This is a genomic window from Actinomadura monticuli, from assembly GCF_041463655.1.
In the GTDB taxonomy this organism is placed as follows: domain Bacteria; phylum Actinomycetota; class Actinomycetes; order Streptosporangiales; family Streptosporangiaceae; genus Spirillospora; species Spirillospora monticuli.
Genome location: NZ_JAXCEI010000003.1, coordinates 415372 through 430083 on the forward strand (window position 1 = coordinate 415372; position 14712 = coordinate 430083).

At 73.6% G+C, this 14712-nt stretch carries 13 protein-coding genes; 9 read left to right on the top strand and 4 right to left on the bottom strand.

Translation table 11 applies throughout. The features are described 5' to 3' along the window. Positions 1–83: 83 nt before the first annotated feature. Positions 84–851, bottom strand: a complete 768-nt coding sequence (locus SM611_RS08510; protein ID WP_371948559.1) for an SDR family NAD(P)-dependent oxidoreductase — start codon at positions 849–851, stop codon at positions 84–86. A 42-nt stretch (positions 852–893) separates the two neighbouring features. Beyond that, entirely contained in the window at positions 894–2345 is a 1452-nt protein-coding gene (locus SM611_RS08515) for a flavin-containing monooxygenase (protein ID WP_371948560.1), read from the bottom strand. A 259-nt stretch (positions 2346–2604) separates the two neighbouring features. On the opposite strand from SM611_RS08515, the gene SM611_RS08520 reads away from it, so the two are divergent. Genes SM611_RS08520 through SM611_RS08530 form a run of 3 tightly spaced genes read left to right on the top strand, consistent with a single transcriptional unit; the run spans position 2605 to position 6565 of the window. Next, complete coding sequence (locus SM611_RS08520) at positions 2605–3858, top strand: DUF4132 domain-containing protein (RefSeq protein ID WP_371948561.1); 1254 nt, start codon at positions 2605–2607, stop codon at positions 3856–3858. Next, positions 3858–6173 carry a DUF4132 domain-containing protein gene (locus SM611_RS08525; RefSeq protein ID WP_371948563.1) on the top strand — a complete coding sequence of 772 codons (2316 nt, stop codon included), beginning with the start codon at positions 3858–3860 and terminating at the stop codon, positions 6171–6173. Before SM611_RS08520 ends, SM611_RS08525 begins: the two co-directional genes overlap by 1 nt. Further along, positions 6173–6565 carry a hypothetical protein gene (locus SM611_RS08530; protein ID WP_371948564.1) on the top strand — a complete coding sequence of 131 codons (393 nt, stop codon included), beginning with the start codon at positions 6173–6175 and terminating at the stop codon, positions 6563–6565. The genes SM611_RS08525 and SM611_RS08530 overlap by 1 nt, the downstream gene beginning before the upstream one ends. Here SM611_RS08530 and SM611_RS08535 read toward each other — a convergent pair. Next, positions 6562–7227 carry a helix-turn-helix transcriptional regulator gene (locus SM611_RS08535; RefSeq protein WP_371948565.1) on the bottom strand — a complete coding sequence of 222 codons (666 nt, stop codon included), beginning with the start codon at positions 7225–7227 and terminating at the stop codon, positions 6562–6564. The genes SM611_RS08530 and SM611_RS08535 overlap by 4 nt on opposite strands. 81 nt (positions 7228–7308) lie before the next feature. Between SM611_RS08535 and SM611_RS08540 the strand changes: the two genes are divergently transcribed. Next, positions 7309–8169, top strand: a complete 861-nt coding sequence (locus SM611_RS08540) for an aldo/keto reductase (RefSeq protein WP_371948567.1) — start codon at positions 7309–7311, stop codon at positions 8167–8169. A 59-nt stretch (positions 8170–8228) separates the two neighbouring features. After that, the gene (locus SM611_RS08545) at positions 8229–8789 is read left to right on the top strand and encodes a PadR family transcriptional regulator (protein WP_371948568.1); all 561 of its coding nucleotides are present in this window, start codon (positions 8229–8231) and stop codon (positions 8787–8789) included. Positions 8790–8829: 40 nt separating this feature from the next. Here the strand turns inward: SM611_RS08545 and SM611_RS08550 are convergent, their stop codons facing one another. Continuing rightward, positions 8830–9816: a diacylglycerol/lipid kinase family protein gene (locus SM611_RS08550; protein ID WP_371948569.1), complete on the bottom strand. Its 987-nt coding sequence runs from the start codon at positions 9814–9816 to the stop codon at positions 8830–8832. Positions 9817–9989: 173 nt separating this feature from the next. Between SM611_RS08550 and SM611_RS08555 the strand changes: the two genes are divergently transcribed. From SM611_RS08555 to SM611_RS08570, 4 genes are all read left to right on the top strand, one after another. After that, positions 9990–11012, top strand: a complete 1023-nt coding sequence (locus SM611_RS08555) for an alpha/beta hydrolase (protein WP_371948570.1) — start codon at positions 9990–9992, stop codon at positions 11010–11012. A gap of 20 nt (positions 11013–11032) precedes the next feature. Next, a complete protein-coding gene (locus SM611_RS08560) occupies positions 11033–11920 on the top strand; it encodes an amidohydrolase family protein (protein ID WP_371948571.1) in 888 nt (295 codons plus the stop codon). A 132-nt stretch (positions 11921–12052) separates the two neighbouring features. Beyond that, entirely contained in the window at positions 12053–13135 is a 1083-nt protein-coding gene (locus tag SM611_RS08565; protein WP_371948572.1) for a GH12 family glycosyl hydrolase domain-containing protein, read from the top strand. A 24-nt stretch (positions 13136–13159) separates the two neighbouring features. Next, the gene (locus tag SM611_RS08570; protein WP_371948574.1) at positions 13160–14668 is read left to right on the top strand and encodes a cellulase family glycosylhydrolase; all 1509 of its coding nucleotides are present in this window, start codon (positions 13160–13162) and stop codon (positions 14666–14668) included. The last annotated feature ends 44 nt before the right edge of the window (positions 14669–14712 follow it).

The window sequence follows — 14712 nt, forward strand, 5'->3', positions numbered from 1 at the left end:
CGTTCGGCGCGCCATCGAATCGACCTGTGACGTCCAGACTGCCCTCCCGAACCCCTCGTTGCAAGTGACTGCTTACTGAAGCCTCAGTCGTACCGCCGTCCGGTGGTGGACGACAGCCGCGCGACCAGCCCGCGCGGGGCGAACCGCGTCGCGGCGTAGAGCGCCTTGTACTGCGCGCCCGGGACGCTGACCTGGACGCCGCGGCGCAGGTCGCGCAGCGCGGCGTCCACGACGTCGTCCTTGTCCAGCCACATGAAGCCCGGCAGGCCGGACATGTCCATCTGGGCGCGCTCGTGGAACTCGGTGCGCACGAACCCCGGGCACAGCGCCATCACCCGGACGCCGCCGCGCGAGCGCTGCCTCAGGTCGGCCGCGATGCCCTGGCTGAAGCTCACCACCCACGCCTTGGACGCCCCGTAGGTGCCGCGCGTCGCGAACGCCGCCATCGACGACACGTTGACCACCGCGCCCCGGCCGCGCTCCAGCATCCCCGGCAGCGCGGCGGAGGTGAGCCGCAGGACGGCCTCGCAGTGCACCTTCAGCATGGCCACCTCGTCCGCCACCGGGACGTCCAGGAACACGCCATGGTGGCCGAACCCGGCGTTGTTGACCAGCAGGCCGACGTCCTTGCGGGCGCGCTCCTCGGCCGCCGCCAGCCCCTCCTCCGTGGACAGGTCGGCGGGCAGGGCCTCGGCGCGCACGCCGTACCCGTCCCGCAGCCCGGCCGCGGTCCGGTCGAGGCGTTCGGCGTCGCGGGCCAGCAGGACCAGGTCGAATCCGTCGGAGGCGAGGCGGCGGGCGAACGCGGCGCCGAGGCCCGCGGTCGCGCCGGTGATGAAGGCGGTCGGCATGGCACCGAGCCTAGGCCGCCCGGCGCCCGGGGCGCACGGAGGCTAGACGGCCCGCCGGACGGTGAAGTGCCGCGGGTCGGGGCGGCGCGTCGCGTTGCGGTAGGCGAAGGTGAACCCGGGCCAGTTGTTGACGACCGTTCCGTCTGCGGTCATGTACCAGCTCTGGCAGCCCGCCTCCCACACGGTCGTGCGCATCCGCTCGCGCATCTCGCGGGTGAACGCGTCCTGCACGTCCGGCCTGACGTCGATCCAGGCGAGGCCGGCCCCGCGCAGCGCCTCCACGCAGCCGAGGACGTACCGGAACTGCGACTCCAGCATGTAGATGATCGAGTTGTGCCCCAGGTTGGTGTACGGGCCGTACAGCAGGAACAGGTTGGGGAAGCCGCTGACCGTGATGCCGAGATGCGCCTGCGCGCCGTCCCGCCACGCCTCGTTCAGCTCCCGGCCGTCCCGTCCGACGACCTTCAGGGGGGAGAGGAACTCCGTGGTGCGGAACCCGGTCCCGTACACGATGACGTCCACGTCGTAGGCGCGGCGCGCGGTCGCGACCCCCGACGGCGTGATCCGCTCGATCGGGTCGGTGACGAGGTCGACGTTCGGGCGCGCGAGCGCCGGATAGTAGTCGTTGGAGATCATGATCCGCTTGCAGCCCATCGGGTAGCCGGGGACGAGGGCCTCCCGCAGCGCGGGGTCCTCGACGCCGTCCTTGAGGGCGTCCTTGAAGCGCTTCTCCAGCAGCGCCATCAGCTTCGGGTGCTTGATGAACCCCAGCGCCCGCGCCTCGTAGGCCGCGTAGGTGTAGGCGCGGTTCAGCTCCCACAGCCCCGGCGTCCTCCGCATGACGGCCTGCTGCCACGGCCGGTACACCCGGTCCGGCTTGTCGATCACGTACGGCGCGGACCGCTGGAACACCCGCAGCTCCGCCGCCTCCTTCGCGATCTCCGGGACGAACTGGATCGCGCTCGCGCCCGTCCCGACCACCGCGACCCGCTTGCCGCGCAGGTCGGCGCCGTGGTCCCAGCGGGCGGAGTGGAAGCTCGTCCCGGCGAACGAGTCGCGCCCCTCGATCTCCGGCAGCACGGGCCGGTTCAGCTGCCCGCACGCCGACACCAGCGCCCGCGCCTCCAGGTCGCCCTTCGACGTGGAGATCCGCCACAGCGCGGCGTCCTCGTCGAACCGCGCCTCGGTGACCTCGGTGCCGAACCGGACCTTGTCCAGCACCCCGTACTTGCGGGCGCAGTGCCACAGGTAGTCGAGGATCTCGGCCTGCGGCGGGAACCGGCGCGTCCAGTCCGTCTTGCGCTCGAACGAGAACGAGTACAGGGCGGACGGGACGTCGCACGCCGCGCCCGGATAGGTGTTGTCCCGCCAGGTGCCGCCGAGGCCCCCGGCCTTCTCCAGGATCACCACGTCGTTGACGCCGGCCTGCCGGAGCCGGATCGCCATCCCGATGCCGCCGAAACCGCTTCCGATGATCACCACGCTGTGCGTCATGGCCGTCCCGAATCTCGTTCTACCGCGGTATGGACCGAGCCTAGGTGACCACGAGGTCACTGAACAGATGCCGCGATGGCGCGTTTTCCGTCCGCGCCCTCCGCCGGCGTCCGGGCATGCCCTGCGCCACCCTCGTCGCCCGGTGACGTTCCTGCTCGCCGCCGACCACGAGATCACCGGCCCCGGGATCCCGGCGCGGATCAGGCGCTGATCACCGGAAACGCCGGGAACCGTCGGTGCCTTCTGGAAAGATCACCACATGTCCGACCACTCCGCCGATCTCCGAGCGCGTCTGGACGCGCTCACCCCGCCGCGGCCGTCCCGCGCAGCGGCCCGCCGCGGCGTCACCCCCGCGCAGCTCGTCGAGCGCGGCGTGCCCGCGCACGGCCTCGGCCGCGACGGCTCCCTCGCCCGCGACGTCGGCGCCTACCAGGCGGTGCTCGTCATCGAGGACCCGCTGACGGTCCGGCTCACCTTCACCGGCGCGGACGGCAGCCCGCTGCGGACCGTCCCGGGCGCGCTCAAGGTCCCGTTCGCCGCCGAGATCAAGGAACTGAAGTCCCTGGTGAAGCAGGTCCGCGCGACGCTCGCCGCCGAGCGGACCCGGGTCGAGGCCCTGATGGCGGTGGAGCGCACCTGGCCGTTCGCCGAATGGTGCCGCCACTACCGCGACCACCCGGTCACCGGTATGGTCGCGCGCGGCCTGATCTGGGAGTTCGAGGGGCCGGACGGCCGCTGGCACGCGGCCACCCCCGCCGAGGACGTGCTGGTGACGGTGGACGGCCGGGCGCTGCCCGTCCCCTCCGGCGACGCCCGGGTGCGGCTGTGGCATCCCGCGCGGGTGTTCCCGGGCGCGGTGCGGGCGTGGCGCGGCTTCGTGATCGGCAACCGGATGACGCAGCCGTTCAAGCAGGCGTTCCGGGAGACCTACCGGCCCGCCCCGGCCTGCGCCGAGCCGGGCCCCGGCCGCGGCGGCTTCGACGGCGAGCTGCGGCGCGTCTTCGCCGAGGGCGCCTGGCGCGTCAGCCACCACGGCGGCACCCGGTTCGAGCGGAAGGTCGCCGGACGCTGGCGGGAGGTCCCTCCGGCGGACGTCCCGCCGCTCGTGTTCAGCGAGGGCGCCCGCGAGGTCGACCTGTTCCTGCGCGTCACCTCGATCACCGGGGAGGAGCCCTTCGGGGAGCTGTCCGCCGCCGCCGCGATCCGCGCGGACGTGCTGCGCCGCGTCCTGCCCGGCACGAAGATCGCCGGCCGCTGCTCGGTCGACGGGCGGTTCCTCGTCGTCCGCGGCGAGCTGCGCACCTACAAGATCCACCTGGGCTCGGCGGGCGTGCTGATGGAGCCCGGCAACGAGCGGCTGCGTGTCGAGCCGCCCCGCCGGCCGGGGCGGCGGCTGTTCCTCCCCTTCGACGACGAGCGGCTCACGCTGATCCTCGGCACGGCCTTCCTGCTCGCCGCCGACCACCGGATCGGCGACGAGACCGTGCTCCGGCAGATCAGGAGGGGCGCCTGATGGACCTGACCGGCCGGCTGCTGCGCGCCATGACCGCCCCGGCGCCCGAGGACGAGGGGTTCCACCCGTCGGGCGCCGATCTCGCCCGCCTGTCCGCCGAGGACCTCGGCACCCTGCTGCCCGCCGCGTACGGGGTCGGCCGCGAGGCCCCCGCCTTCGTGTCGACGTCCGTCCGGTTCGCGGTGGAGGGCGAGGGCCGCGAGCGGCAGCCGCGCTACACGCCCGAGGCGTGCGAGCGGATGTTCGGCGCCCTCGTCGACGGGCTCGCCTCGCGGAGGTGGGCCGACCTGACCCTCGGCGCCGGCGCGCTGCTGCGCTGCACGGGCCCGTGGCCCGACGTCGCCCGCCCCGCCCGCGTCCTGGTGAAGTCCCTGCTGGCCGCCGGTCGCACCGACCAGCCGCTCGCGCTGCTCGCGATCGCCGGGATCGGGGGCGACCGCGTCCGGCGCGCCGCCACCCGGCGCCTGCGCGCCGAGACGGCCGGCCCGATCGCGCTGGAGGAACTCGACTTCCTGGCGGCGCTCGCTCCAGAGCACGGTGTGCTGCTGAGCGACACCGACCACACCCACTCCTTCACGTCCCCGCCGCCGCTCGCGGACACCTGGGAGCGCGTCGCCGCCATACCGGGCTACGCCGGGTTCGCCCGCCGGACGCTGGAGAGCGCCGCCGCCAGGGCCCGCGCGATCCAGGCCGGCGAGCTCCCGTTCCGCGCGGACAAGGCGTTCACGCCCGACGAGGTCGCCGCCGTCGGCCGCGCGGCGCGCGTCGCGCTGGCACGGGACGAGCCCTGGCTCCCCGCCCTCTTCGACGCCCTGCTGCCCGCCGTCTCGGTCGCGCCGACGCAGGCGAAGTCGCTGCCGTCGCAGGCGCTGCTGTACGAGATCGTCCGGGCCGCGCAGGCCTTCCCGACGCCCGAGCTGGTCACCGCGATCCGGGCCGTCCGCCGGACCGTCCGGCACGCGGGGGTGCCCAAGCAGCTCGACAAGATGCTCAAGAAGGTCGAGGCGGCCCTCGCCGAGCGCACCGAGGTCGCCCTCCGCCTTCCCGACCCCGGCGTCCTGCGCAGGGACCTCGGCGGCTACACGGCCGAGGTCGTCGTCGCCGGCAAGGCGGAGCTGGCCTTCGCGAAGGACGGCCGGCCCCTGAAGGGCGTCCCCGCGCCCGTCCGCCGCGACCACAAGGCGGAGCTCAAGGAACTGCGCGAGCTCGTCAAGCGGGTGGGCGCGCAGATCGCCACGCTCGCGCGCGCCCTGGAGGGCGGCTTCACCGCCGACGCGACCCACCCCTTCGGCCACTGGCGGGACGCGCTCCTGCACCACTCGATCGCGGGGCCGACCGTCCGCGGCCTCATCTGGGAGATCGAGACCGCGCCCGGGCGGTGGCAGGCCGTCCTGCCCGAGACCGGCGGCCTCCCGGACGCGCCGGACGACGCGCCCGTCAGGCTGTGGCATCCGATCAGGTCGACGCCGGACGAGGTGCGGGCCTGGCGGGACCTGCTCGTCGAGCGGCGGATCAGGCAGCCGTTCAAGCAGGCGTTCCGCGAGATCTACCTCCTCACCCCGGCCGAGGAGGAGACGCAGACCTACTCCAACCGCTTCGCCGCGCACCTCGTCCACTACCGGCGGATGTTCGCGCTGTTGCGGGCCCGCGGATGGACGAGCGGCATGCTCGGCCCGTGGGACGGCGGCGGCGAGGACGAGGCGGCCCGGACCCTCGCGGCGGGGGAGTGGCGGGTCCGGTTCTCGCACGTCCTGGCCGACTGGGCGGACGAGCGGGAGATCGCCGGCACCGACCGGGTCCGGTTCGACCGCCGCGCCGGCGGCGGCTGGCGGGAGGCGCCGCTCGCCGCCGTCCCGCCGCTGGTGTTCAGCGAGGCGATGCGCGACGTCGACCTGTTCGTCGGCGTCACCTCGATCGCCGCCGACCCCCTCTGGGCGGACGGCGAGGCCCGCACCTACTGGATGCGCGAGTGGGACGCCGACCCGGCCGAGACCGCCCGGACGCGCGGGGACGCCCTGCGGCGCATCCTGCCCCGCACGAAGATCGCCGGCCGCTGCTCGGTCGGCGACCGCCACCTCGTCGTCCGGGGCGAGCTGCGCACGTACAAGATCCACCTGGGGTCGGCCAACATCGCCATGGAGCCGGACGACGCGTTCCTGTGCGTCGTCCCCGAGCGCCGCGCCCCCGGCGCCAAGGTGTTCCTGCCCTTCGAGGACGAGCGGCTCGCCCTGATCCTCAGCAAGGCGTTCCTGCTGGCCGCCGACGACACGATCACCGACGAGTCGATCCTCACCCAGATCAAGCGAGGTGCCTGATGCCCGCCGTGACCTTCCGGGACGAGACCGCGGCCGGCACGCCCGTCGCCGAGGCCCGGATCGAGGGGCTGCCGGAGCGGATGACCGTCCGGGAGCTGATCAGGCTCCGGGTCCGCGAGGAGGTCGCCCGGCACAACGCACGGCCGTCCGACCGCTTCCACGGACTGGTCCGCCCGGACGGCGCCGAGGCGGAGCTGAACGGCTACCGGTTGCGCGAGCCGCGCCGCCTCGACTGGGAGCGGCAGGCCGAGATCGCGGAGAAGGCGTTCCTCGCCAACGGGTTCTTCGTGCTCGCCGGCGACCGGCAGGTGGAGGACCTCGACGAGGAGGTGGACCTCACCGCCGACCCCGGCCTGGTCTTCATCAAGCTCGTCGCCCTCGTCGGCGGCTAACCGAGCAGCCCGAACCCGTGGGCGCGGATGCCCGCCTGGAACCGGGACTCGGCGTCCAGCAGCGTGAGGATCTCCGCGACGCGGCGCCGGTAGGTGCGCAGCGACATGCCGAGCCGCCGAGCCGCCGCCTCGTCCTTCAGCCCGCCGCCGAGCAGCCGCAGGATGTCCCGGCTCTCCTCGGTCAGCGCGGGCGGCCGGTCGCGGCGGTAGTCGGCCAGCTCGACCGCCGCGTCCCAGGTCGCGCGGAACAGCGAGACGACGCCCTTCACCACGCCCGGCGACCGGACGACCGTGTACTCGCGGACGCCGGCCTCGGCCGGGCCCGCGAGGATCGCGACCCGCCGGTCCACGATGATCGTCTCGTGCGGGAGCGGGCTCGGGCAGATCCGCACCCGCACGCCGGCCCGGTCCAGCTCCACGAGATGCCGCTCGGACTCCTCGTCCGCGAGCGCCGCCGGGGTGTACAGCTTGCGGACGGCCGGCGGCGGCCGCAGGCGGTGCCGCTCGGCGACGATCCGCTCCCGGGCCCCGGGCAGCGCCCACGTGTTCATGTCGGTCGCGGCGCAGGCGAACTCCTCGCACGCGAAGAACAGCCGCCCGGCGCGCTCGATCAGCTCCGCCTCACCGCGCAGCACGACGTTCCGGTCCAGATCGACGCTCATCGGTATCGAGTCTGCCACGCGAAAGTGGCAGCAAGCTGCCAGCGGTTCGTCCCGCGCCGAGCGGCGCAGCACTGTGGACGCATGACGACACACGACACCTTCGACATCGGCGGCGACCTCCGCGTCCGCCGGATGGGCTTCGGCGCGATGCGGCTGCCCGTGAGCGGGCCCGGCGCCCCGCCGAACGACCGCGGCACCGCCCTGAAGATCCTGCGCAGGGCCGTCGAGCTGGGCGTGGACCACATCGACACCGCCGCGTTCTACTACCACCAGGAGGGGGAGGCGGCGAACGAGCTGATCCGGACGGCGCTGAGCCCCTACCCGCCCGGCCTGGTCATCGCCACGAAGGTCGGGCCGTACCGGGGCCCGGGCGACCCCTTCCCGTCCGGGCAGGTGCCCACCTCCGGGCTGCGCGCCGAGGTGGAGCGGAACCTGCGCGAGCTGGGACGCGACCGCCTCGACCTCGTCTACCTGCGGCACGGCGGGCTGGAGGCCCCCGCGGACGAGCCGATCGGCGAGCGGTTCCAGGTCCTGGCCGGCCTCCGCGAGGAGGGCCTCATCCGGCATCTCGGGCTCAGCCACGTCACCCCGGCGCAGCTCGCCGAGGCGCGGGAGATCGCGCCCGTCGCCGCCGTCCAGAACCGGTTCGACATCACCCGGCCGCAGGACGCCGCACTCCTGGAGACCTGCGAGCGCGAGCACATCGCCTACGCGCCCTACTTCCCGCTCGGCGGCTTCGGCATCCCCGACGACGCGCGCGTGAGCGCGGTCGCCGCGCGGCACGGCGCCACGGTCCCGCAGGTGCTCCTCGCGGGCCTGCTCGCCCTGTCGCCGGTGATGCTGGCGATCCCCGGCACCGGCTCCCCGGACCACCTGGAGGAGAACACGGCCGCCGCCGGCCTCGCCCTCACCGCGGGCGACCTCGCCGCGTTGCGGAGCTAGCCACCGCCGCCGCCCGGACCGTCTACCCTGGACAGGTTTTTCGCGATCAGGGGGAGACGATGTCGACGACGCGGCTGCTGGTGCTCGGCGGGGTGCGGCGGTTCGGGCGGGCGCACGGCTACGAGGTCCGCCGCGAGCTGATGTCGTGGGGCTCCGACGAGTGGGCCCACGTGAACCCGGGTTCGATCTACCACGCGCTGAAGCAGCTCGCCAAGGAGGGCCTGCTGCGCGCCCACGACGTGGAGGAGAGCGAGGCCGGGCCGCCGCACACCGACTACGAGATCACCGACGCCGGCCGGGAGGAGTTCCTGCGGCTGCTGCGCTGCGCCCTCGGCACCGTCGACGTCCGGCATCCGGAGATGCTGACGGCCGGGCTCGGGTTCCTCACCGAGCTGCCGCGCGCCGAGGCGGTCGCGCTGCTGCGCGAGCGGCTGGACGGCCTCGCCGACTGGCGCGCCTCGGTCGCCCCCCACCTGGAGGAGCAGGACCCGTCCGACCACCTGCGCGAGCTGCTCGGCTGGTGGGTCCACTCCGCCGAGGCGGCCACGGCGTGGACGCGCGGGCTGATCGGGCGGCTGGAGGCCGGCGCCTACGTGATGGCGGGCGAGGCCCCCGCGTGACACGCCGCGCGACGGGCCGCGCGACGGGCCGCGCGGCCCGTCACGTGTCGACGAACGTGCGCGGGACGATCACCCGCAGCGCGTTGCCGCGCAACTTGATCGAGACAGGGGTGCTGCCGCGGACCTCACCGTCCACGTCCACCTGCATCGGCGGGTCCGTCTCGATCTCGACCTCCGCGGTGGTGAGGAAGGCGTCCTCCTCCAGGGACCGCCACTGGCCGGTGAGGACGTGCCGCGCCGTCGCCGACGCCAGCCGCAGCCGCCGCTCGTCGCCGAGCCGGTAGACGGCGAGCAGCCGGTCGTCCGGGCTGGCGTCGCGGGCGATCCGCTGCCCGCTGTGGTGCGCGCCGTTGGCGACGTTCAGCTGGTGCGTCGTCAGCTCGTGCGTCTCGCCGTCGATCGTGATCCGGGCGGTGAACGGGTCGTGCCGGGGCAGCAGCCGCGCCGCCGTCAGCGCGTAGGCGGGACGCCCCACGAACCGCTTCAGCGTGTCCGGGACGTTCCCGGCGACCTGCACCGACAGCCCGAGGCTCACCATGTTCGCGAAGATGTGCTCGCGGTCGGCGCCGGGCCCCTCGCCCTGCGGGTCGCCGGTCGACTCGAACCAGCCGACGTCGACGTCCGCGACCTTCCCCGCGCCGGGCCGGCCGACGGCCAGCGTGCGGACGGCGCCGGGCAGGTCCAGCGGCAGCTCCAGGCTGCGCGCGAAGTTGTTGGTGGTGCCGAGCGGCAGCACGCCGAGCGCGATGTCGCGGTGCGCCAGGTGCCCGACCGCCTCGGCGACCGTGCCGTCCCCGCCGCCGACGACCACGAGGTCGGGCTCCAGCGCGAGGACGTCGGTGAACAGCTCGCGCAGCCGGGTCGGGTCGGTGACCGGGAAGACGTGCGGGAACTCCAGCCCGGACTCGCGCAGCAGCCGGCGGGCCGTGCCGTAGAGCCGGCGGCCCCGCCGGGACCGGGAGTTGATCACCAGTACCGCGCGTCCGCCGCCCGCGATGGCCGACTCCAGTTCCGCCTTGCTCCGCATCTCGACGCTCCGCATCTCGACCGGTGCCCTCCCTCGTCCGCGTCACCCTATAAGGCACGTGGACCGGAACTCCCGGCCCGACATTTTATAAACCGCTTACCCGGCGTTGAAACCTCGCACCGGCTGGGGATCCTTACAAGTAGCGCACTTCTCATTGACCCGGGGCGAAAATCATGCGGCTGAGCGGCGTGGCGGGAGCGGGATTCTTCGTCGCGGTCGCCGGGCTCATGGCGTCCATCGCGCCGGGCGGCGCGGCGCCGCCGGCGGGCCCCGCGGGCGGCGGCGCGACCGTGGTCGGCGAGCGCCGGCCCCGCCGCCGGGTGCTCGACCTCGCCGTCCGGTCGCCCGTCCTGGACGGCGTCGCCCGCGTCCGCCTCCTGCTGCCGCGCGGCTGGTCACCGGGCGCCTCCCGCACCTGGCCGGTGCTCTGGCTCCTGCACGGGTTCGCGCGCGGGCCCGGCGCCGGACGGGCCGGCCACACCGCGTGGAGCGACCACACCGACATCGAGGAGCTGACCGAGGACGCCGACGTTCTCGTCGTCATGCCGGACGGCGGCCCGTGCGGCAATTACACCGACTGGTGGAACCGCGGCGGCGGCGGAGCGCCGAAGTGGGAGACCTTCCATCTGGCCGAGCTGCGGCGGATTCTGGAAAGCGGATACCGCGCCGGTCCGGAGCGCGCCATCGCCGGGAACGGGATGGGCGGGCTCGGCGCGCTGGCGTATGCGGCCAGGCACCGCGGCCTTTTTCGGGCGGCGGCCTCGTTCAGCGGGCCGCTGCACACCCTGTACCGCGACCCGTCCGGGCTGGACGTCGCCGACCTCGTCGAGCTGGGCGTCGCGATCGGCGCGCCGTCCCTCGACTGGACGGACGTGTGGGGCGATCCCGAGGAGCAGCGCGTCGTGTGGCGGCAGCACAACCCCTACGACCTGGCCGGGCGGCTCGCCGGGGTGCGCCTGCACGTCAGCTCCGGCGACGGCGGCCCGGGGCCCTATGACCGGCCCCTCGACGGGCGCCGCAACGGGCCGGACGTGCTGGAGTCGCTCGCCTGCACGGTCTCCCGGGAGTTCGCCGGCAAGCTCGGAAAGCTCGGCATCCCGGTCACGACGCACTTCTACCCGGGCACCCACACCTGGCCCTACTGGCGGCGCGAGCTGCGCGCGGCGCTGCCCGCCCTGCTGGCGGAGATCGGTTGATCTCCGGCTAGGGTCGGAGGGTGGCCGAACCCCGTTCTGATTCAGCCGTTCCCGCGTTCTGGCAGGCGCTGGGGCTGCCCGGCATCATCGACGTGCACGTCCACTTCATGCCGCCGCGCCTGATGAGCGCGGTCTGGGGATACTTCGACGAGGCCGGCCCGCTGATCGGCACCGAGTGGCCCATCCGGTACCGGGACTCGGAGGAGGAGCGGCTGGCGTTCCTGCGCGGCCTCGGCGTCCGCGCGTTCACGTCGCTGAGCTACCCGCACCGCCCCGGCATGGCGGAGTCGCTGAACGACTGGTCGGCGCAGTTCGCCGCCCGCGTCCCCGAGTGCGTCCCGACCGCCACGTTCTTCCCCGAGCCCGGCGTCGAGGACTACGTCGCCCGCGCGCTGGACGCCGGCGCCCGCGTCTTCAAGGTCCATCTGCAGGTCGGCGGCTTCGACCCGCGCGCCAAGGAACTCGACGCCGTGTGGGGGATGCTCGCCGAGGCCGGCGTGCCCGCGCTGGTCCACGCGGGCTCGGGCCCGGTCGCGAACGGCTACACCGGCCCCGGCCCGTACGGGGAGGTGCTCGCCCGCCATCCGGGCCTGACGACGATCGTCGCGCACCTCGGCGCACCGGAGTTCGACGGGTTCTTCGCCCTCGCCGACGCCCACGAGCGCGTCCACCTCGACACGACGATGATCTTCACCCGGTTCGCGGCGCTGGCCGCGTTCCCGGAGGCGCTCCTGCCCCGGCTCCGCGACCTGGGCCTGGAGGGGCGCGTCCTGCTCGGCACCGACTTCCCCAACATCCCCTACGAGTACGCGCACCAGCTGGAGTCGCTCGCCGCCCTCGACCTGGGCGACGACTGGCTCCGCGCCGTCTGCTGGCACGGCCCCGCCGAGCTGTTCGGACTGCCGTAAGGGGCGGGGGCGCCCGTTTCACGGATTTTCACGCCGGACGGCTGGTCAATCCGGGACCCGATCCGCGTTCTTGACAGCCCCCGCGGCGGCCGCGACCTTGGGAGCGCTCCCACCACCGAATGAGGTCCCGCAATGAGAGCGCGTCTGAAGAGTTGTGCCGTGCTGGCCGCGGCCCTGCTGGCGATCCCCCTGCACTCCGCGCCCCCCGCCTCCGCCGCGACGCGGCTGTGCGGCGCCACGGACACGACCCCCGTCAGCGGCGGCGAGTACATCGCGCAGAACAACATCTGGGGTGCGGACACCCCGCAGTGCATCACCGTGGACGGGACGTCGTTCACGGTCGACTCCGCCGGGCACTCCAACGCCACCAACGGCGCCCCGGCGGCGTACCCGTCGTTCTTCAAGGGCTGCCACTGGGGGCAGTGCACCGCGAACAGCGGCCTCCCGGTGCGGGTCGGCGACATGCCGTCCGTGACGAGCGACTGGAGCACCACCCAGCCGTCCTCGGGCTCCTACAACGTGTCGTACGACCTCTGGTACGACTCCCATCCGAGCACCACGACCGACCCCGACGGGGCCGAGGTCATGATCTGGCTCAACCAGCGCGGCGGCGTGCAGCCGGCCGGGTCGCGCGTCGCGACCGGCGTGCAGATCTCCGGCGCCACCTGGGACGTCTGGTACAGCCGGATGAACTGGAACTACATCGCCTTCGTCCGCACGTCCGGCACGACGTCGGTGAGCGGCCTCGACCTGGCGGCCTTCACCCGGGACGCGGTGGCGCGCGGCTACATCCAGAACGCCTGGTACCTCATCGGCGTCGAGGCCGGGTTCGAGCTCTGGCAGGGCGGGGCGGGCCTCGCGACCGACGCGTTCGGCGTCACCGTCGGCGGCACGACGACCCCGCCGCCGTCCTCGGACGGATGCTCGGCCGTCCTGCGCACCGACAACGCCTGGAACGGCGGGTTCACCGCCACCGTGACCGTGACGAACGACGGCGACGCGCCGCTGTCCGGCTGGTCCGCCGACTGGACGTTCGGCGGTGACCAGCGCGTCACCGGCGGCTGGAACGCCACCGTCACGCAGAGCGGATCGTCCGTCCACGCCGTGAACGCGAGCTACAACGGCGCCGTCGCCGCGCACGGCTCGACGAGCTTCGGCTTCCAGGGCACCGGGTCCGCCCCCGGCACACCGGCCATCACCTGCGCGGCCCGCTGACGGACCGGAAGAGGAGGACGACCCATGACCGGCTCCTACGGAACGACCAAGCGCATCCTGCTGATCCTCGTCGCCGCGCTGCTCGCGCTCGTGTCCGTCCCGGGCGCGCCGGGCACGGCACGCGCGGCCGCCGGCACCGGCTACTGGCACACCAGCGGCCGGCAGCTGCTCGACGCGAACGGGCAGCCGGTGCGGATGACGGGCATCAACTGGTTCGGCGCCGAGACGTCCAACTACTCCCCGCACGGGCTCTGGACGCGGGGCTACAAGGACATGCTCGACCAGATGAAGAGCCTGGAGTACAACACGCTCCGGCTGCCCTACACCAACCAGCTGTTCGACTCCGGCAGCGCGCCGAACAGCATCGACTACTCCAAGAACCCCGATCTGCAGGGCCTGAACGGGCTGCAGATCCTCGACCGGGTCATCGACTACGCCGGGCGGATCGGGCTCAAGGTCGTCCTCGACCGGCACCGCCCCGACGCGGGCGGCCAGTCCGCGCTCTGGTACACCGGCGCCTACCCCGAGTCGCGCTGGATCTCCGACTGGGAGATGCTCGCCCGGCACTACGCGGGCAACACCACCGTCATCGGCGCCGACCTCCACAACGAGCCGCACTCCCCGGCGTGCTGGGGCTGCGGCGACCGGGCGACGGACTGGCGGCTCGCCGCCGAACGGGCCGGCAACGCGATCCTCGCCGTCAACGCGAACTGGCTGATCATCGTCGAGGGCGTCAACGACCACGACGGCGACAACTACTGGTGGGGCGGCAACCTGCAGGGCGCCGCGCAGTACCCGGTGCGGCTGGACGTCCCGAACCGGCTCGTCTACTCCGCGCACGACTACGCCACGTCCGTCTACCCGCAGCCGTGGTTCGACGACCCCGCCTTCCCATCCAACATGGCGGCGATCTGGGACAAGAACTGGGGCTACCTCTACAAGAACAACGTGGCGCCCGTCCTGCTCGGCGAGTTCGGGACGACCCTGGCCGACCCGCGCGACCAGACCTGGCTGCGCACGCTGTTGGCCTACCTCGGCACGGGCGCGAGCGGGATCTCCTTCACGTTCTGGTCGTGGAACCCGAACTCGGGCGATACCGGCGGCATCCTCAACGGCGACTGGACGACCGTCAACACCGCCAAGCAGTCCTACCTGGACCCGTACCTGCTGGGCGCCGGCGACCCGAGCGGCGATCCGGGCGATCCGGGCGATCCGGAGGTCTCCTGCGAGGTCGCCTACACGGTGCAGAACAGCTGGCAGGGCGGCTTCACGGCGCAGGTGACCATCACCAACAGCGGCTCGGACGCGCTGAACGGCTGGACGCTCGGCTTCGCCTTCCCCGGCGACCAGAAGGTCAGCCAGGGCTGGAGCGCGGCCTGGTCCCAGTCCGGCGACGACGTCACCGCGAAGAGCATGGACTGGAACGCCGCGATCGCGCCCGGAGCGTCGCTCACGATCGGGTTCCAGGCGACCGGCTCCTCGTCCGGGACGCCTGCCGGGTTCGACCTCAACGACCAGCCGTGCGGGGTGTGACGCGCCGCGCAGAGCACCGTTCGCCGCTGTCCTCGCGTGCTCCC